Annotated in this window: 14 protein-coding genes and 1 tRNA gene; 11 read left to right on the forward strand and 4 right to left on the reverse strand. The window is 71.3% G+C overall.

Features of this window, described 5'->3' with window-relative positions:
• The first annotated feature begins 13 nt into the window (after positions 1-13).
• Positions 14-982: a cation diffusion facilitator family transporter gene (locus AC5YDA_RS10395; protein WP_496188448.1), complete on the forward strand. Its 969-nt coding sequence runs from the start codon at positions 14-16 to the stop codon at positions 980-982.
• Between the two features lie 55 nt (positions 983-1,037).
• On the opposite strand, the gene AC5YDA_RS10400 is transcribed toward AC5YDA_RS10395, so the two are convergent.
• On the reverse strand, positions 1,038-1,751 hold the full coding sequence (locus AC5YDA_RS10400) for a copper homeostasis protein CutC (protein WP_496188447.1): 714 nt from the start codon (positions 1,749-1,751) through the stop codon (positions 1,038-1,040).
• A gap of 133 nt (positions 1,752-1,884) precedes the next feature.
• Here AC5YDA_RS10400 and AC5YDA_RS10405 point away from each other — a divergent pair, with 133 nt between their 5' ends.
• Together AC5YDA_RS10405 and AC5YDA_RS10410 are read left to right on the forward strand one after the other, a co-directional pair.
• Positions 1,885-5,724 (forward strand): Pls/PosA family non-ribosomal peptide synthetase, encoded by a 3,840-nt coding sequence (locus AC5YDA_RS10405; RefSeq protein WP_496188446.1) that lies wholly within the window; start codon positions 1,885-1,887, stop codon positions 5,722-5,724.
• 27 nt (positions 5,725-5,751) lie between these two features.
• Complete coding sequence (locus tag AC5YDA_RS10410; RefSeq protein ID WP_496188445.1) at positions 5,752-7,062, forward strand: M1 family metallopeptidase; 1,311 nt, start codon at positions 5,752-5,754, stop codon at positions 7,060-7,062.
• 81 nt (positions 7,063-7,143) lie between these two features.
• Here AC5YDA_RS10410 and groL read toward each other — a convergent pair whose 3' ends face one another.
• A complete protein-coding gene (gene groL / locus AC5YDA_RS10415) occupies positions 7,144-8,775 on the reverse strand; it encodes a chaperonin GroEL (RefSeq protein WP_496188444.1) in 1,632 nt (543 codons plus the stop codon).
• 211 nt (positions 8,776-8,986) lie between these two features.
• On the opposite strand from groL, the gene AC5YDA_RS10420 reads away from it, so the two are divergent.
• Positions 8,987-9,544 carry a hypothetical protein gene (locus tag AC5YDA_RS10420; RefSeq protein ID WP_496188443.1) on the forward strand — a complete coding sequence of 186 codons (558 nt, stop codon included), beginning with the start codon at positions 8,987-8,989 and terminating at the stop codon, positions 9,542-9,544.
• Here the strand turns inward: AC5YDA_RS10420 and AC5YDA_RS10425 are convergent.
• Positions 9,465-9,764 carry a DUF3263 domain-containing protein gene (locus tag AC5YDA_RS10425; protein WP_496188442.1) on the reverse strand — a complete coding sequence of 100 codons (300 nt, stop codon included), beginning with the start codon at positions 9,762-9,764 and terminating at the stop codon, positions 9,465-9,467. The two genes, AC5YDA_RS10420 and AC5YDA_RS10425, sit on opposite strands and share 80 nt — an antisense overlap.
• A gap of 96 nt (positions 9,765-9,860) precedes the next feature.
• Between AC5YDA_RS10425 and manA the strand changes: the two genes are divergently transcribed.
• From manA to AC5YDA_RS10445, 4 genes are all read left to right on the forward strand, one after another.
• Positions 9,861-11,105 (forward strand): mannose-6-phosphate isomerase, class I, encoded by a 1,245-nt coding sequence (gene manA / locus AC5YDA_RS10430; protein WP_496192959.1) that lies wholly within the window; start codon positions 9,861-9,863, stop codon positions 11,103-11,105.
• Positions 11,106-11,166: 61 nt separating this feature from the next.
• Complete coding sequence (locus tag AC5YDA_RS10435) at positions 11,167-12,303, forward strand: DUF808 domain-containing protein (protein ID WP_496188440.1); 1,137 nt, start codon at positions 11,167-11,169, stop codon at positions 12,301-12,303.
• Positions 12,304-12,376: 73 nt separating this feature from the next.
• Positions 12,377-12,449, forward strand: a tRNA-Thr gene (locus AC5YDA_RS10440).
• Position 12,450: 1 nt separating this feature from the next.
• The gene (locus AC5YDA_RS10445; protein WP_496188439.1) at positions 12,451-13,104 is read left to right on the forward strand and encodes a class I SAM-dependent methyltransferase; all 654 of its coding nucleotides are present in this window, start codon (positions 12,451-12,453) and stop codon (positions 13,102-13,104) included.
• Positions 13,105-13,151: 47 nt separating this feature from the next.
• Here the strand turns inward: AC5YDA_RS10445 and AC5YDA_RS10450 are convergent, their stop codons facing one another.
• Positions 13,152-13,910, reverse strand: coding sequence for a DedA family protein (locus AC5YDA_RS10450; protein WP_496188438.1), 759 nt, complete (start codon positions 13,908-13,910; stop codon positions 13,152-13,154).
• A 188-nt stretch (positions 13,911-14,098) separates the two neighbouring features.
• Between AC5YDA_RS10450 and AC5YDA_RS10455 the strand changes: the two genes are divergently transcribed.
• The 3 genes from AC5YDA_RS10455 to cysS all read left to right on the forward strand — a co-directional run bounded on the left by AC5YDA_RS10455 (position 14,099) and on the right by cysS (position 18,192).
• On the forward strand, positions 14,099-15,196 hold the full coding sequence (locus tag AC5YDA_RS10455; protein WP_496188437.1) for an ABC transporter ATP-binding protein: 1,098 nt from the start codon (positions 14,099-14,101) through the stop codon (positions 15,194-15,196).
• Between the two features lie 110 nt (positions 15,197-15,306).
• Entirely contained in the window at positions 15,307-16,686 is a 1,380-nt protein-coding gene (locus AC5YDA_RS10460) for a DUF4032 domain-containing protein (RefSeq protein WP_496188436.1), read from the forward strand.
• 87 nt (positions 16,687-16,773) lie between these two features.
• Entirely contained in the window at positions 16,774-18,192 is a 1,419-nt protein-coding gene (gene cysS, locus AC5YDA_RS10465) for a cysteine--tRNA ligase (protein WP_496188435.1), read from the forward strand.
• The last annotated feature ends 1 nt before the right edge of the window (position 18,193 follow it).

Here is an 18,193-nt window from a genome sequence, read left to right on the forward strand (position 1 = left end):
CGAAAGGATCCCCATGCAGAGCAACGTGTCGCCCGCCCCTGAGGTGGTGTCGACGAAGTTCCTGATGCAGTTCGCCCTGCTGTCGGTGCTCACCGCCGTCCTGACGGTGACGATCAAGGCCGCGGCGGCCTGGATCACGGGGTCGGTGGGTTTCCTGTCCGACGCGCTGGAGTCGGTGGTCAACCTGGTCGCCGCCCTGGTCGCCCTGTGGGCGCTCGCGGTCTCGGGCAAGCCGGCCGACCACAACCACGACTTCGGCCACGGCAAGGCCGAGTACATGTCCTCGCTGGTCGAGGGCGCGCTGATCTTCGTCGCCGCCGCCGGCATCATCGTGTCCGCCATCAACCGCTTCGTGCGCCCCCAGCCGGTCGAGGAGATCGGCATCGGCCTGGCGCTGTCGGTGCTGGCGACCGTGCTGAACCTGGTGATGGGCCTCGTGCTGATCCGGCAGGGCCGCAAGCACCGCTCGATCACGCTCGAGGCGGACGGGCACCACCTGATGACGGACGTGTGGACCACCGTCGGCGTCATCGGCGGCATCGGCCTGTTGCTGATCTTCCCGGAGCAGCTGTGGATCGACCCCCTGGTCGCCATGATCGTGGGCGTCAACATCCTCTGGATGGGCTTCAGGCTCCTGCGCCGCTCCGCCGTGGGCCTGCTGGACGCGGCGCTCCCGGCCGAGGAGGTCCTCCAGATCCGTGGCGCGATGGACAGCGTCGTCGGCGACAGCCGCGTGACGGTCGCCGACCTGCGCACCCGCGAGTCCGGGCGGCAGCGCTTCGTGCAGGCGACCGTGATCGTGCCCGGCCACTGGACCGTGGCCCGCAGCCACGACCTGGCCGACGACATCGAGGCAGCCGTGTCCGCGACGTTCCCCGAGTGCCAGACGGTGGTGCACATCGAGCCGGGCCCGTCGGACCACCCCGCCCCGCCGAGCCCCGCCGAGGGCGGCGAGTCGGACCTGGAGGGGCACCCCGTCTGACGGGCGTGCGTCAGGGTCCACGCGGGCCGGGAGGGCCCGGACGCCTCACTCAGGCCTACCGCACGGAGAACCGTGCGTGCTGCACCTGCGCATCGATCAGGGTCCGCCACGAACGGACCAACTCCTCGTCCACGTAGGCCTTGCGCGAGCCGCCGGGACGCACCTGGTCGTCCAGGTGGAACTGGCGGACGCCGGCGCGCACCAACCACGGGACGTGATCGGGGTGCAGCGTGCCGTCCGCGACGACGAGTGACGCCACCCGCTCGCTCGCCCGGGCGCGACGCAGCAACTCGTCCAGGCCGTGCTCCAGCGTGCGGGCCGAGCCGGCCGTCCGGACGCCGTCCAGGCCCGGCAACGCGAGCACGGCCGCCCAGGCGTCGTCGTGGTCCAGCACGGTGTCGAAGGCGCGCGAGAAGGTCCAGGGGCACGAGTACCCCTCCAGCAGCGCGCCGATGACCTCGACGTCCACCTCGCCCAGGCCGTTCAGGAAGCCCAGCACCAGACCGTCGGCACCCGCGTCCAGGTAGGCCGCGACCAGGCCCCGCAACCGGACCAGTTCACCGCCGTCGGTCGAATAGCCCGCGCGCAACCGCACCACCGGACGGAGGTGGATGTTCGTGCGCGACCGGATCGCCGCCACCGTTCCCGGCTCGGGCGAGCGCGCGTCGTCGGCCGGCTCCCCCACGATCTCCAGTCGGTCGGCACCACCGGCCTCGGCCGGCACGGCGTCGTGCGCCGCCAGCACCCGGACCTCCAGCGTCCCGCTCATGAGAGACATGATGCCGGAACGGCCTCGTTTCCGCGGGTTGCACCGCCGTGGCTGGGAGAGTGGTGCCACCATGGGTTAAGATGCATCGCTGGCGATACATCGGTAACGCTGAAACCCAAGGAGAAGCCACCCCGTGACCCAGCTCCGAGCGCACCTCGCGCCGCCCGCCCGCACCCTCGTGGACATCTTTCGCGCCACCGTGGACGCCTTCGGCGACGCGCACGCCCTCGACAACGGCGTGGAGCTGCTCACGTACGAGGAGTTCGCCGGCGCAGCCGAGGAGGTCGCCACCGACCTCGCCGCCGCGGGCATCGGCCGCGGGGACCGCGTCGGGGTCCGCATCGCCTCGGGCACGACCGACCTGTACGTCGCCATCATGGGCATCCTGCTCGCCGGTTCGGCGTACGTCCCCGTCGATGCGGACGACCCGGACGAGCGCGCCCGCACCGTCTTCGAGGAGGCCGACGTCGCGGGGGTGCTGGGCAACGGACTCGTCCTGACACCCCGCGGCCCCCGGCGTCCGGCCCGCGAGGCGTTGCCCGAGGTCCACCTCACCGACGACGCCTGGATCATCTTCACCTCCGGGTCCACCGGCAAGCCCAAGGGCGTGGCCGTCCAGCACCGCTCGGCGGCCGCCTTCGTGGACGCCGAGTCCCGGCTCTTCCTGCAGTCCGACCCGATCAACGAGACCGACCGCGTCATGGCCGGCCTCTCGGTCGCCTTCGACGCCTCGTGCGAGGAGATGTGGCTCGCCTGGCGCTACGGCGCCTGCCTCGTGCCCGCACCGCGCTCGCTGGTGAAGTCCGGCATGGACCTGGGGCCGTGGCTCATCGCCCACCGGCTCACGGTCGTCTCCACGGTCCCCACGCTGGTGCTGCTCTGGCCCCCGGATGCGCTGGCCAAGGTGCGCCTGCTCATCCTCGGCGGCGAGGCCTGCCCGCCCGAGATCGGCCTCCGTTTCGCCACCGAGCACCGCGAGGTGTGGAACACCTACGGGCCGACCGAGGCGACCGTGGTGGCGACCGCCGCCCGGGTGCACCCCGACCGGACGGTGCGCATCGGCTGGGCCCTCGACGGCTGGGACCTCGCCGTCGTCGACCCCGACGGCCGCCCCGTCCCCGACGGCGAGCAGGGCGAGCTCGTCATCGGCGGCGTGGGGCTGGCCCGCTACCTCGACGCCGAGAAGGACGCCGAGAAGTACGCGCCGCTCCCGTCGCTGGGCTGGGAGCGCGCCTACCGGTCGGGCGACCTCGTGGTCGACGACCCCGAGGGGATGCTCTTCCTCGGGCGGGCCGACGACCAGGTCAAGGTGGGCGGACGCCGCATCGAACTCGGCGAGCTGGACGCCGCCCTCTCGGCGCTGCCGGGGGTCCGGGGTGGCGCCTCCGCCGTGCAGCGGACCGCCGCCGGCACGCAGGTGCTCGTCGGCTACCTGGCCGCCGATCCCGACTTCGACACCCACGCCGCCACGGCGCTGCTGCGCGAACAACTGCCGGCCGCCCTCGTCCCCCGACTGGCCGTGGTGGAGGACCTGCCCACGCGCACGTCCGGCAAGATCGACCGCTCGGCCCTGCCCTGGCCGCTGGCCGGCGCGTCCGACGGTGCGGACGCGTCGGCCACGCCCCTCACCCAGGACGAGTCCTGGCTCGCCGGCCTCTGGGCGGACACCCTGGGCACCGTCGTGACCGACCCGTCGTCCGACTTCTTCGACCTCGGCGGCACGTCGCTGGCGGTCGCCCACCTCCTGGCCGGCATCCGCCGGCGGTTCCCCGAGGCCGGCGTCACGGACATCTACGACCACCCGCGCCTGAACGCGATGGCGGCCCACCTCACCGCGATGGAGGCCCCCGAGTCGCGCCGCAACGAGCGGGTGTCCCCAGTCCGCCGCCGGACGCGGGTCGCCCAGTTGCTGGCGATCGTCCCGCTGCGCACCGTGGGCGCCCTCCGCTGGCTCACGCTGCTGGCCACCGGGGTGAACCTCGGCGGCTGGCTGGGCCTGCCGGTGGCCCCCGCCCCCTGGTGGATCGTCACCCTGGGGTGGCTGCTGCTCGTCCTTCCGCCGGGCCGGATGATCCTCGCCGCGCTCGGCGCGCGCCTCATCCTGGCCCCCGTCGTCCCGGGCACCTACCCCCGCGGAGGACGCGCCCACCTGCGCATCTGGCTGGCCGAGCGGCTCGCCGAGGAACTCGTGGCCACCGGCAACGCGTCCGCACCGGGCATGGCCTGGTACGCCCGCCTCCTCGGCGCGACCATCGGGCGCAACGTCGACCTCCACACGATGCCGCCGATCACGGGGCTGCTGACCGTCGGCGAGGGGGCGAGCATCGAGATCGAGACCGACCTGTCGGGCTACTGGATCGACGGCGACACGCTGTACGTCGGTCGCGTGGTGATCGGGGCCGACGCCCGCATCGGCATGCGCTCCACGCTCGGACCCGACACGGTGGTCGGCGCGGGCGCCGAGGTCGGACCGGGCTCCGCCGTGGTCACCGACGTCCCCGCCGGCGAGTACTGGACGGGCTCGCCCGCCGTGAAGGCCAAGCGCCGCGCCCGCGGCCCCTGGGAGGCGCCGCCGCGTCGGCGTCCCCTGTGGTGGTTCGGCTACCTGCTCGCCTCGCTCGCCATCGCGGGCATCCCGGTCGCGGGCCTGACCGCCGGCACCGCCCTCGTCCTCGCCACCGCCCCGGTGGGCACGGACCTCCCGACCCTGCTCGGCCACGCCTTCGCGTGGCTGCCGCCGGCCGTGCTCGCCGGTTTCACCCTCGTCGCACTGCTCGTGCTGGGCCTGGTCCGCTTCCTGGGCCTGTTCGTCTCCGAGGGGCACGTCCCCGTGCACTCCGGACGCGGGCTCGCCGCGTGGGCGACCGTCCGTGTCCTCGACGAGGCCCGGACGTGGCTCTACCCGCTGTACGCCGGCTGGTTCACGACCGTGTGGCTGCGCCTGCTGGGCGCCGAGATGGGCAAGGACGCCGAGGCGTCCACCGTGCTGATGATCCCGAAGCTGGCCAGTGTCGGAGAGCACTCGTTCCTGGCCGACGACACGCTCGTGGGCGGTTACGAGCTGGGGGGCGGCTGGCTTCGCACCGGCCGCACCCGCGTGGGCAAGGACGCCTTCCTCGGCAACTCCGGCATGGCGGCCCCGGGCCGCAAGGTGCCCGCCCGCGGCCTGGTCGCGGTGCTCTCGTCCGCGCCGCCGCGAGCCAAGGCCCGCAAGACCACGTCGTGGATCGGCTCCCCGCCGTCCCCGCTGCGCCGGGCGGTCCAGGAGGTCGACACCTCCCTGACCCACGACCCGTCCCGCTCCCTCCGCGTCCTGCGCGGGGTCGTCGAGCTGTTCCGGATCGTCGCGGTGATGTTCTCGATGGCCCTGGGTGTCCTGGTGGTCGCGGCGCTGCTGGCGCTGGCGTCCGTCTCCTGGTGGCTGGCCGCGGCGCTCGGCGGCCACGTCCTGGTCGCCGCGGGCTACCTGTCGACGTGGCTGTCGGTCATCCCCAAACGGCTGCTGGTCGGACGCGTGCGCCCCGGGGAGCACCCCCTGTGGAGTTCGTTCGTGTGGCGCAACGAACTGGCCGACCAGTTCGTGGAGCTGGTGACCGCCCCGTGGTTCGTCCGCTGGGCGACCGGGACGCCGCTGATCAACATCTGGCTGCGCACGATGGGTGCGAGGATCGGCTCCGGCGTGTGGAACGAGTCGTACTGGCTGCCCGAACCCGACCTCGTCGAGATCGGCGACGGAGCGACGATCTCGCGCGGCGTCGTCGTCCAGACCCACCTGTTCCACGACCGCGTCCTCGCCCTGGACACCGTGGTCGTGAAGGCCGGCGCGACGCTGTCCCCGAACAGCGTCGTCCTGCCGGGCGCCACGGTCGGACGCCACTCGACCATCGGTCCGGCGTCCCTGGTGATGCGCGGCGAGTCCGTGCCGCGCCGGACGCGCTGGATCGGGAACCCCATCGGCCCGTGGGTCGAGTGAGGCGTGCGGGTGTGGCAGGATCATCCGGTGCGCGCCGTCCCTGATCCCTACCTCCCCGGACACGGTGACACCTCCTTCCAGGTCGAGCACTACGACCTCGCCCTCGAGTACCGCATGGCGACCAACAGGCTCGACGCGACGGCGACCCTCACCGTCCGCGCGCTGGAAGAGCTGCCCGCGGTGCGGCTCGACCTCAGCGGCCTCCATGTCGACAAGGTGCGCGTCGACGGGGCCAAGATCAAGAAGCACACCCACAAGGCGCGCAAGCTGACGATCCCGCTGGCCAAACCCCTCGCCGCGGGCGGGACGGCCACGCTTCAGGTCGTCTACAGCGGCAAGCCGGGCCCGGTACCCGGCGCCCACGGGCCGGCCGGGTGGGAGGAACTCACCGACGGCATCCTGGTCGCCTCGCAGCCCTACGGCGCGCCGTCGCTCTACCCGTGCAACGACCGTGCCGATGACCGCGCCACCTACCGCATCGCCCTCACGACCGAGGCGGAGTACACCGGCGTCGCGACCGGGCGTCCGGTCCAGAAGTCCACGAAGGGCGGACGCACCACGTCCGTCTTCGTCGAGGATGCCCCGACCGCCCCCTACCTCGTGAGCGTCGCGATCGGACGCCTCGTCGACCAGCCGCTGCCCGGTTCCCACGGGCGCGTGACGCTGGTCCGTCCCCGGACGCGCCCGGTCCCGGCCTCGTCACCGCTGCTACGCCTGCCCGCGATGCTGGACGCCCTGGAGGGCTGGTTCGGCCCCTACCCCTTCCACTCCTATCGGGCCGTCGTGGTGGACGAGCCGCTCGAGATCCCGCTCGAGGCGCAGGCGATGGCGAGCTTCGGCATCAACCACCTCGTCGACGACTGGGACAACGAGCGCCTGGTCATGCACGAACTGGCCCACCAGTGGTTCGGCAACACGGTCACCGCAGGGCTCCTGAAGGACATCTGGCTGCACGAGGGGTTCGCCTGCTACACGGAGTGGTTGTGGTCGGAGCAACGCGGTCTCGGGACCGCCGACGAGCGCGCCGTCCTGCACTGGAGGGCTCTGCCCGCCGAGGGCCAGTCCACCCCGCTGTCGGATCCCGGGATGGACGACATGTTCGACGACTGGGTCTACAAGCGGGGCGCCCTGACGCTGCACGCCCTGCGAGCGGCGGTCGGTGACGAGGCCTTCTTCGGCCTCTGCCGCGACTGGGTCGCCACGGGTGGCGTCGTCACCACGCAGGGCTTCATCGAGCACGTGACCCGGGCCACCGGGAGCGACCGGGCGGCCCTGTTCGCGGCCTGGCTCCACGAGGTCCCGCTGCCGCCCTGCCCGCGGCTGGGTCAGGTGGACTGACCGGGGGCTCACCCTCACCCCGGACGAGCACGGGCGCCCCTGCGATGCAGGAGCGCCCGTGGTGTTTCGGAACGACCGGACTCAGAAGTCCATGCCACCCATGCCACCGTCGCCGGCCGGCATGGCCGGAGCCTTCTCCGGCTTGTCGGCGATGACGGCCTCGGTGGTGAGGAACAGCGCCGCGATGGACGCCGCGTTCTGCAGCGCGGAGCGGGTCACCTTGGCCGGGTCGGGGATGCCCGCCGCCAGCATGTCGACGTACTCGCCGGTGGCCGCGTTGAGGCCCTTGCCCGGCTCGAGACCGGCGACCTTCTCCGCGATGACGCCACCCTCGAAGCCCGCGTTCTCGGCGATCTGCTTCAGCGGGGCCGAGGCCGCGGTGAAGACGATGTTGGCGCCGACCAGCTCGTCGCCCTCGAGGGAGTCCGCGACCTTGTCCTTGACCGCGGCAGCGGCCTGGAGCAGCGCGACGCCGCCGCCGGCGACGATGCCCTCCTCGACGGCCGCCTTGGCGTTGCGCACGGCGTCCTCGATGCGGTGCTTGCGCTCCTTCAGCTCGACCTCGGTGGCCGCGCCGACCTTGATGACGGCCACGCCGCCGGCCAGCTTGGCGAGGCGCTCCTGGAGCTTCTCGCGGTCGTAGTCGGAGTCGCTGTTCTCGATCTCGCGGCGGATCTGGGCCACGCGACCCTCGATCTGCGCGGAGTCACCGGCACCATCGACGATGGTGGTCTCGTCCTTGGTGACGATGACCTGGCGCGCGCGGCCGAGCAGCTCGACGGTCACGGCGTCCAGCTTGAGGCCGACCTCCTCGGAGATGACCTGGCCACCGGTCAGGATCGCGATGTCACCCAGCATGGCCTTGCGGCGGTCGCCGAAGCCCGGGGCCTTGACGCCCACGGACTTGAAGGTGCCACGGATCTTGTTGACGATCAGGCCGGCGAGGGCCTCACCGTCGACGTCCTCGGCGATGACGAGCAGCGGACGGCCGGCCTGCATGACCTTCTCCAGCACGGGCAGGAGGTCCTTCAGGTTGGAGACCTTGCTGTTGGCGACGAGGATGTAGGGGTCGTCCAGGACGGCCTCCATGCGCTCGGCGTCGGTCACGAAGTACGGGGAGATGTAGCCCTTGTCGAAGCGCATGCCCTCGGTGAGCTCGAGGTCGAGCCCGAAGGTGTTGGACTCCTCGACGGTGATGACACCCTCCTTGCCGACCTTGTCCATGGCCTCGGCGATGATCTCGCCCACGGTCGGGTCAGCGGCGGAGATGGACGCCGTGGCGGCGATCTGCTCCTTGGTGTCGACGGACTTGGCCTGGGCGGCCAGCTCCTCGGCGATGGCGGCGACGGCCTTCTCGATGCCCTTCTTCAGGCCCATCGGGTTGGCGCCGGCGGTCACGTTGCGGAGGCCCTCGCGGACCATCGCCTGGGCGATGACCGTGGCGGTGGTGGTTCCGTCGCCCGCGACGTCGTCGGTCTTCTTGGCGACCTCCTTGACGAGCTCCGCACCGATCTTCTCGAACGGATCCTCGAGCTCGATCTCCTTGGCGATGGAGACGCCGTCGTTGGTGATCGTGGGGGCGCCCCACTTCTTCTCGAGGACGACATTGCGGCCCTTGGGACCGAGCGTCACCTTCACCGCGTCGGCGAGGGTGTTCATGCCCCGCTCGAGCCCGCGGCGGGCCTCGACGTTGAATTCAATAAGCTTTGCCACTGCGGCAGCCCTTTCGAATGTCTTGACGTGCTCCGGACGGTGCCCGCGACGGACGACCTGATCGGCAGGTCTCACACGGCCGGTGCTGGTGGCACTCCCTCACCGAGAGTGCCAACACCATGTTTACCAGCCGATTAGCACTCGAGACAAGCGAGTGCTATCTCCCCTCCGGCTCCCCCGGCTCGTGGGACGGGCACCCTAGGCTTCGGACATGCGCCCCCGCGACCGCCTCCGCCACGCGGCCAACTGGCTCAACCTCACCACGCCCGTGGGGCTCCTCGTCGCCGGGTTGGGCGGCGCACGCGTCAGTCGCGCCGCGTCCGGCCTGCTCCTGGCCGAGGGCTACCGGCTCCGGTTTCCCCCCGCGGGCGCGTTCACGATCGGGGACGTCGTGGTCACGACCAGCACGATGGCACGCCTGGAGGAGCAGACCCCCGGGGTCCTCGACCATGAGCGCCGCCATGCCCTCCAGTACGCCGTGGCCGGGGTCTGGTTCCTGCCCGCCTACCTGCTGGGGTCGGCGTGGTCCCTGGCCCGGACGGGCAACCCCGCCTGGGAGAACCCGTTGGAGCGCCATGCGGGCCTGCACAGCGGCGGCTACGCCCACGCGGAGACGGGCACCCCCTTCGGGCCGGTGTGGATGTTCCGCGGCCGTCCGGGGCTGGCGGCACTGTGGCCCCGGCGTCCGCTCAGACGGTCGAGGAGAACGGCAGGTGGCGCGCCGAGCGGTCCTGCTGGCGACGGTCACGGAGGCGTCGCAGCCGCTTGACGAGCAGGGGTGCGTGGGCCAGCGCCTCGGGACGGTCGATCAAGGCGTTGATCTCCTGGTAGTACCGCGGCACGGAGAGGTCGAACCTCTGCAGGATCGCGGCGTCCTTGCCCTCGGCGGCCCGCCAGGAGACCGCCTCGAAGTCGAGCAGGTCGGCCTCGAACTCCGTGAGGCCGGACTCGGGGAGACCGGTTGCGGCGTGGGCCAGTGCGTCGGACATGCCCTCATGGTAAGCCACGAATCACACCGGTGTCATTCACCCGGGCGGGGGGCAACCGGGCCTCGCTGCTTGCCCTTGCGGGGGTCCCGGAGAAGAATGGACAGGACGCCCCGTCCACCGTGGGCCACGATCAATGAGGAGGGTGCGCACGGCATGGAGCACCTGCGGGGCACGTTGGTCCACTACCCGTGGGGGACGTTCGACACCATCCACGAGTTGCTCGGGACGGAACCCGACGGGCGGCCGCTGGCCGAGTTGTGGCTCGGAGCCCACCCCCTCGCACCGTCCGAACTGGCCGACGCCACCCTTGACACCACCCTCGCCCAACGGCCCGAGATGTTGGGCGGCCCGAGCGTGGCCGCGTTCGGCCCCCAGCTGCCCTTCCTGCTGAAGGTGCTCTCCGCCCGTCATCCCCTGTCGCTGCAGGCACACCCGTCACGGAAGCAGGCGGAGGACGGGTTCGCCGCGGAGGATGCCGCGGGCATCCCGCGGACCGCGCCGCACCGCATCTACAAGGACACGTGGCCCAAGCCCGAGATCCTCGTCGCGCTCACCGAGTTCCATGCCCTGTGCGGCTTCCGCGACCCCGTCCGGACGATCGCGCTGTTCGAAGCGCTGGAGGCCGGCCCGCTCGTCGAGCGCCTGATCGCCCCCCTCCGGGCCCGCGGCGGCGAGGCGGGCCTGCAGGAGTTGTTCCTCGAAGTCCTGTCGATGAAGGAACGCCAGGGCGACACGGTGGACGAGGTCCTCGCCGCCGCGATGGCCCACCGCGACGCGGACGGCGACCTCGGCGCTTTCGCCCGGACCGCCCTCGAACTCGACGACACGTTCCCGCGCGACCCGGGCATCCTGGCGGCGTTGCTCATGAACCGGGTGGAACTGACTCCGGGACAGGGGCTGTACACCCCGGCCGGCACGATGCACGCGCACCTCCACGGCACCGGCATCGAGGTCATGGCGAGCAGCGACAACGTCCTGCGCGGAGGCCTCACCAGCAAGCACGTCTCGGTGGACGAACTCGTGCGCGTGGTCGACTTCGGCTGGGGCGACCCCGAGGTGGTCGACGGCACCGAGACCGACCCCGGGGTGTGGAGCTACCCGACGCACTGCCACGAGTTCGACGTGTGGCGCCTCGAGGTCACCCCCGGGGCGTCGCTGACCGTGCCGGCCCCCGAGGGTGCACGCATCGCGCTGGTCACCCGGGGCGAGGTGACCCTGTCGAGCACGGAGCACACCCTCCACCTGGGCAGCGGCGGCTCCGTCTTCATCCCCGCCACCAGCCCCTCGATCACCGCGACGGGCTCGGGCCAGGTCTTCCTCGCCGCCCCCGGCCTGGGCTGACGCACACCGCGTCCGGCACCTACTCTGGGGGCGCACACCTCACCCGGAGAAGGGTCAACCCATGAGTGGCGGTCTCGCGGCACTGCTGGACGACATCGCGGCGATGGCCAAGCTCGCCGCAGCATCGGTGGACGACGTGACCGCGGCCGCGGGCCGCGCCAGCGCCAAGGCTGCGGGCGTGGTCGTCGACGACGCCGCGGTGACGCCCCGCTACGTGACCGGGATGTCCCCGGCACGCGAGTTGCCCATGATCAAGAACATCGCGATCGGGTCGCTCCGCAACAAGCTCGTGTTCATCCTCCCGGCGATCCTGCTGCTCAGCCAGTTCCTCCCCTGGATCCTCACCCCCCTGTTGATGCTCGGCGGCCTCTACCTGTCGTACGAGGGCGCGGAGAAGATCTGGGAGAAGCTGTCGGGCCACTCGCAGGCCGACCCCCACAACAAGGCCCCCGTCGCGGCCTCCGGCCAGGAGCAGGAGAAGGCGATGACGGCCGGAGCGATCCGGACCGACTTCATCCTGTCCAGCGAGATCATGGTCATCTCGCTCAACGAGGTGGCCGACGAGGGCCTGCTCTCCCGGGCCGTCATCCTCGTGGTCGTGGCCGTCGCCCTCACCCTGGGCGTCTACGGCGTGGTGGCGCTCATCGTCAAGATGGACGACATGGGCCTCCACCTCGCGGAGTCGGGCCGCGCGCCCGCCCTCGGCAACGCGCTGGTGAAGGGCATGCCCCGGGTGCTGGGCGTCCTCTCGGTGGTCGGCACGATCGCCATGCTCTGGGTCGGTGGCCACATCCTGCTCGTGGGCGTCGACGAACTCGGGTGGCACGCGCCCTACGGCTTCGTCCACCACGCCGAAGAGGTCGTGTCCGCCGCCGGCGGACCGCTCGGCGGGCTGCTGGGCTGGCTCACCAACACCTTCTTCTCCTTCCTGGCCGGCCTCGCCGTCGGTGCGGTTATCGTTGCGCTCATGCACATCGTTCCGCGCAAGGGCACCCACGACGAGAGCCCGGCAGGCGCCACGCAGGTCCCGTTCGACCTCGACACCGCACGCAATCCCGCTCCGGAGATCTTCGGCACACCCCAGTGGGGCACGAACCAGGGCAACTCCCCGGGCGAACTCGCCAAGCGCCAGGCCGAGGCCCGTCGCGCCGAGAAGACGCGCTCCGAGACCGAGCGCTCCAAGGGACGACGCTCCTAGTCCCCCGCGGCCCTGCGGCCACCACGCACCCCACCAACTTCGGGCACAATGGTCCTCGGCCCTTGGGGGCCAGGCCTCCGTAGCTCAGCTGGTAGAGCGTCCGCCTTGTAAGCGGAGGGTCGCGGGTTCGAATCCTGTCGGAGGCTCATGGATCCCACGAAGGTGCAGCCCACCAACGACACCGCCGCGATGCTGCGCGCCGTCCGGCGCAGCAAGTGGGCGGATGCCGTGGCCAACAACCCCAACCACTCGACGTGGTACGTCGAGCGCTTCCGGCAGATGGCGGCCACGGGGGCCGACCTCGTCGGCGAGGCCCGCCTGATCGACGCCATGGCACCCCGGGGCGCCACGATCCTGGACGCGGGTTGTGGTCCGGGTCGCCACGCCGGCTACCTGCACGCGGCCGGCCACACCGTGGTCGGGGTCGACCTCGATCCCGTGCTCATCGCGGCCGCCGAGGAGGACTTCCCCGGCCCCCGCTACGTCGTGGGTGACCTCGCCGAGGTCATGCTGCCCGACGACGGGCCCCAGGAGTTCGACCTGGTCTTCTCCGCCGGCAACGTGATGGGATTCCTGCACCCCGAGACCCGTCTGGACGTGCTGCGCAACTTCGCCTCCTGGCTGAAGCCGGACGGGCGCGCGGTCGTCGGTTTCGGTGCAGGACGCGGCTACGACTTCGGCGAGTTCGTGACGGACGCCGCCTCCTCGGGCCTCCTGCTCAAACAGGCCTTCTCGACGTGGGACCTCCACCTGTTCACCGAGGAGTCCACGTTCCTGGTGGCGGTGCTCGGCCGGGCGTGACCCGCCCCGGCCAGCCGGCCTTCAGACCGGCCCGGCGTCGTGGGCCTTCATCGCCGCTGGGACGCGGTGGGCGGGTCGAGGGCCTCGCCCGCTCTGCGCCGTCGCCACCAGACGACGGCGAGCATGCCCACGAGGATCGCGATGGACAGGTACCAGAGGTAACGGCCGTACGCGTCGACGGCCTGGACGGCGGGCTCCCCGATCCAGTAGCCCAGCGCCAGGTACCCGGCCGTCGTCAGGAGGGCGCTCAGGAAGCCGACCGTGAGGAACTTCCACAGCTTCGTCCCGGCGGCGCCGAGGGCGGCGTAGATCACGCCGGCGGGCACCGGGATCGGCAGGAACGTGATGAAGATCGCGAGGGTCTCGTAGCGGCGTGCGCCGTTCCAGATCCGGTCCCAGCGCCGCCGCGTGCGCGCCGACTTGTTGGCGGCCCACACGTCCATGATGTTGCGGCCCCAGAGCCTGCCGGCCCACCAGTAGACCCAGTCGAACTTGATCGCCATGAGCGAGCCCAGCACCAGCACGACCGGCCACCAGTGATCCCCCACCGCGGCGAGCGCGCCGACCAGCACGAGGCCCGTGCGATAGCCCAGCGAACCCAGCAGGTGCGGGGCCAGGCCCAGGATGATCGGGCGCAGGGGCAACATGACCAACGAGTAGGCGGCCACCACCGAGAGGGCGCCCATGGCGACCAGGTCGGCCCGGCCGGGCTTGTGTCGCCAGGGCAGCGCGGGGTCGTCCCACCACTCGGGCTCGGGGGACGCCGCGGAGGCGTCCTGCGCGTCGGGGGCGGGCTGTCCGGTCACGCGCCGAGGATACCCGTCCCCACCGGGCCACCCTCCACGCAAGGTTGCGCTTCCATCACAGCTGGCGGGTCCCAGCTTGCCTGATCGCCCGGAGCCGGGTTCAATGACCAGGTGAAGCGCGGTGACGCGCTTCTTGTTTCCACTACGGATCGTCGGGCACGTACCTGCCCGTGGAAAGGATGTGTGGCATGGCCACGGTTTCATTCAAGGACGCCACGCGCGTCTACCCCGGCGCTGACCACCCGGCCGTCGACAAGCTCAACCTCGAGATCGGCGACGGCGAGTTCATGGTGCTGGTCGGCCCCTCCGGTTGCGGCAAGTCGACGTCGCTGCGCATGTTGGCCGGGCTGGAGGAGGTGAACGCGGGCGCGATCCACATCGGGGACCGCAACGTCACCGACCTGCCGCCCAAGGATCGCGACATCGCGATGGTCTTCCAGAACTACGCCCTGTACCCGCACATGACCGTCGCGGACAACATGGGCTTCGCCCTGAAGATGCAGAACGTGCCCAAGGCCGAGCGCGAGAAGCGCGTGCTGGAGGCCGCCAAGCTGCTGGGCCTGGAGCCGTTCCTGAGCCGCAAGCCCAAGGCCCTCTCCGGTGGCCAGCGCCAGCGTGTCGCGATGGGCCGTGCGATCGTCCGCCAGCCGCAGGTGTTCCTCATGGACGAGCCGCTGTCGAACCTGGACGCCAAGCTCCGCGTCTCGACCCGTACGCAGATCGCGGCCCTCCAGCAGCGCCTGGGTGTCACGACCGTCTACGTCACGCACGACCAGGTCGAGGCCATGACGATGGGTGACCGGGTCGCGGTCCTCAAGGACGGCCTGCTGCAGCAGGTCGACAGCCCGCTGGCCCTCTACGATGCGCCGAGGAACCTCTTCGTCGCCGGCTTCATCGGCTCCCCCGCGATGAACCTCATCTCGGGCAGCGTCGTCGACGGCGGCGTCCAGATCGGCGACTACGTCGTGCCGGTCGAGCGGGAGATCATGGGCAGGGCACAGGGCGAGTCCGACCTGACCATCGGCATCCGTCCGGAGCACTTCCACCCCTCGGCAGAGGGCGAGGGCATCGCGGTCGATGTCGCCGTGGTGGAGGAACTGGGCGCCGACTCGTATCTCTACGGCACCCTCGCCGGGCTGACGCCCGACGAGAAGCTCAACGCCAACCAGATCGTGGCCCGCCTGCAGTCCCGTCACCCGCTGACCAGGCGCGACACCGTCCGGCTCGTGCCGGACGCCGGTCGCATGCACGTGTTCAGCAACAGGACCGGCGACCGCATCAGCTGAGCCCGAGCCTCACCAGGGCCCCTGCTCCTCGCGGGCAGGGGCCCTGCTCGCATTCCGTGCGTGGGCACCTCGACCGCTCACCCGACCGGCATTCCTGAGAGGATGTCCCCGTGCCTCGATTCCTGGCTGCGCAACCCGACGCCCGGCTGTTGCCCCTGCCCTGGCACACCCCCTTGGCGGACTGGCCGCACGAACACCTCGTCGCCCTGCCCCGCGGCATCTCCCGCCACGTCGTCCGATTCATCCGGGTCGGTGACGAGGTCTACGCCGCCAAGGAGGTCATCGAGACGTCCGCCGTCCACGAGTACCGGGTGCTCACCGAACTCCACCGGTTCAACACGCCGGCCGTCGAACCCACCGGTGTCGTCACCAACCGCGCCACCGCCGACGGGGCGCCCCTCGACTCGATCCTGCTCACGCGCCACCTCCAGTTCTCCCTGCCGTACCGGTCGCTGTTCTCCTCCGGCGTCCGGCGGGACACGGTGTCGCGGCTGCTGGACGCCATGGTCGTCCTGCTCGCCCGCCTGCACCTGATCGGGTTCCTGTGGGGCGATGTTTCGCTCTCCAACATCCTGTTCCGGCGTGACGCCGGCGAGTTCGCGGCCTACCTCGTGGACGCCGAGACCGCCGAACTGCACGAGCAGCTCTCGGACGGCCAGCGGCTGCACGACCTGGACATCGCGATGGTCAACCTCTTCGGGGAGTTCAGCGACCTCGAGGCCGGCCACATGCTGGACGAGTCACTCAACCCGCTCACCCTGGTGCACCAGATCGAGACCCGCTACCGGGGGCTGTGGAAGGAACTGACCGGCGTGGAGGAGTTCGCCGGGAGCGAGTTGACGCGCATCGAGTCCCGCGTGCAGCGGCTCAACCAACTCGGCTTCGACGTGGCCGAACTCGACATCCGCACGTCCCCCACCGGTGACACGATCCGCATCCAGCCGAAGGTCGTGGACGCCGGCCACCACTCTCGCCGCCTGCTGCGCCTCACGGGCCTGGACACCGAGGAGCACCAGGCCCGCCGCCTGTTGAACGACCTGGACACCTACCGGGCGCGCACCAACCAGGGCCACGTGGAGGAGTCCGTGCTGGCCCACCAGTGGCTCACCCAGTCGTTCGAGCCCGTGGTGACCGCCATCCCGCCGGAGTTGGCCGGGAAGCGTGAACCGGCGCAGATCTTCCACGAGGTACTCGACTACCGCTGGTACCAGAGCCAGCGCGAGCACCGGGACGTCCCGCTCACCGAGGCCGTCCACGGGTACGTGCGCGACGTGCTGAGCGCCCTCCCCGACGAGGTCATCTCCCACGACACCTTCACGCCGCTCGGCGAACAGCGCCACTTCGCCAATCCACTGGACCCCTCGCAGGGGTACATCGATGAGGAGCCGATGCCGGACGACCCGTGGGAGTCGGAGGCGTATGCGCCCGGCACCGAGGTGTTGCCGGACTTCCTGGACATCGAGGAGCTGCGGCGGCGCGCGCGGGGTTGAGCGCATTTCCGGGTGGCATTACCCCAAGGATCCTTGGGGTAATGCCACCCGGAAATGCGTTCACGCTCGCTTCGCTACGATTGACCGGTGACCCTGCACCTGTATGACTCGGCGACCCGCGCGAAGGTCGAGTTCCGCCCCCTCCGGGAGGGGGAGGTCTCCATCTACGCGTGCGGCCCCACCGTGCAGTCCTCGCCACACCTGGGCCACATCCGCAAGGAGGTCAACTTCGACGTCCTGCGCCGGTGGCTCGAGGCGTCCGGGTACGCGGTGACGTTCGTGGCGAACATCACCGACATCGATGACAAGATCCTCATCAAGTCGGCCGAGGCCGGACGCCCCTGGTGGGCGCACGCCTACCACTTCGAGGGCGAGTTCCACGCCGCCTACCGGGCCCTCGGCGTCAAGGCGCCGACCTATGAGCCGCGGGCGACCGGCCACATCCCTGAGATGTTGCACCTGATCTCGGAGTTGCTCGACCGCGGGCACGCCTACGTGGCCGGTCCGGGCGACGTGTACTTCGACGTCCGCAGCTGGCCGGCCTACGGGGAGCTCAGCGGCATGAAGGTCGACGAGTTGGAGTCCGAGGAGGAGCAGGCCGCCGGCAAGCGCGACCCCCGCGACTTCGCGCTCTGGAAGGCCCCCAAGCCCGGCGAGCCGGAGACGGCGTCCTGGGAGACCCCGTGGGGCCCCGGGCGCCCGGGCTGGCACCTGGAGTGCTCGGCCATGGCCGGCAAGTACCTGGGGGACACGTTCGACATCCATGGCGGCGGACTGGACCTGCGCTTCCCGCACCACGAGAACGAACTGGCCCAGAGCCGGGCCGCCGGGCGCGAGTTCGCCCGCATCTGGATGCACAACGCGTGGGTGACCCTCGCCGGCGAGAAGATGTCCAAGTCGCTGGGCAACACGGCCGACGTGATGGCCGCCGTGGCCGAGTACGGCGGACGGGCCGTGCGCCTCTTCCTCGCCGGCCCCCATTACCGCTCGGCGATCGAGCTGTCGGACGCCTCGCTGGCCGAGTCCGCCGCACAGCTGGAACGCATCGACTCGTTCGTCGCACGCGCCGCCGAGTCGGCCGGCCCGGTGTCCGTCGCCGTGGGCGCGCGGCTGCCGGTGCCGGAGGCGTTCGCCGCCGCCATGGACGACGACCTGGGGACCCCGGCCGCCGTGGCCGTCCTGTTCAACACCGTCCGTGAGGGCAACCAGGCCCTCGGCAGGTCGGACGCCGCGGCCGTCCGCCAAGCGCTCGAGGCCGTCACGGCCATGCTGGACGCCTTGGGCCTGCGCGCGGACGCGCCGGAGTGGGCGGGGGGCGCGTCACCGGCCGACGACCTGACGCCGGTCGTGGACTCCCTCGTGAAGACCCTGCTCGACCAGCGCGCCGAGGCCCGCGCGGCCAAGGACTGGGCGACGGCCGACGCGATCCGCGACTCGCTCGCGGCGTCCGGCCTGACCATCACCGACACCAAGGACGGGGCCCGTTGGTCCCTGGAGAGGGGCTGAC

The sequence above is a fragment of the Propioniciclava sp. LT294 genome, from assembly GCF_059516005.1.

Excerpts from the sequence above, each read along its gene's own strand:
- AC5YDA_RS10395 (WP_496188448.1), top strand. The coding sequence starts at position 14 with ATGCAGAGCAACGTGTCGCCCGCCCCTGAGGTGGTGTCGACGAAGTTC.
- AC5YDA_RS10400 (WP_496188447.1), bottom strand. The coding sequence starts at position 1,751 with ATGAGCGGGACGCTGGAGGTCCGGGTGCTGGCGGCGCACGACGCCGTG.
- AC5YDA_RS10420 (WP_496188443.1), top strand. The coding sequence starts at position 8,987 with ATGCGCCCCCGCGACCGCCTCCGCCACGCGGCCAACTGGCTCAACCTC.
- AC5YDA_RS10425 (WP_496188442.1), bottom strand. The coding sequence starts at position 9,764 with ATGTCCGACGCACTGGCCCACGCCGCAACCGGTCTCCCCGAGTCCGGC.
- manA (WP_496192959.1), top strand. The coding sequence starts at position 9,861 with ATGGACAGGACGCCCCGTCCACCGTGGGCCACGATCAATGAGGAGGGT.
- AC5YDA_RS10435 (WP_496188440.1), top strand. The coding sequence starts at position 11,167 with ATGAGTGGCGGTCTCGCGGCACTGCTGGACGACATCGCGGCGATGGCC.
- AC5YDA_RS10445 (WP_496188439.1), top strand. The coding sequence starts at position 12,451 with ATGGATCCCACGAAGGTGCAGCCCACCAACGACACCGCCGCGATGCTG.
- AC5YDA_RS10455 (WP_496188437.1), top strand. The coding sequence starts at position 14,099 with ATGGCCACGGTTTCATTCAAGGACGCCACGCGCGTCTACCCCGGCGCT.